A 217-nucleotide genomic window follows, 5' to 3' on the forward strand; every position below is an offset into this window, starting at 1 on the left:
GACTGCTGGTCCTGCTGACGGCGCTCGCGCTGTCGCTGGTCCTCAGCTCGTGCGCGCTGCTGGCCGGTGACGACGAGCCCGGTGCGCAGCCGACCAGCTCGGCGCAGCCCGCGCCGCGCGTGGTGGTCACGGCCGTGCAGCGCACGCTCGACCTGCGCGCCGCCGGCGTACGCCGCCAGGACCGGGGCCGCTTCGAGCGTGCCCTCACCCCCGGGCC

1 protein-coding gene is annotated in these 217 nt (G+C 77.9%); it reads left to right on the plus strand.

Annotation, left to right across the window (positions count from 1 at the left end; genetic code table 11):
* Positions 1-217: hypothetical protein (locus tag QWJ41_RS21710; RefSeq protein ID WP_302710577.1), on the plus strand; the 217-nt coding region annotated here is incomplete at both ends.

Origin of the sequence: Nocardioides cremeus (assembly GCF_030518195.1) — a bacterium.
In the GTDB taxonomy this organism is placed as follows: Bacteria; Actinomycetota; Actinomycetes; order Propionibacteriales; family Nocardioidaceae; genus Nocardioides; species Nocardioides cremeus.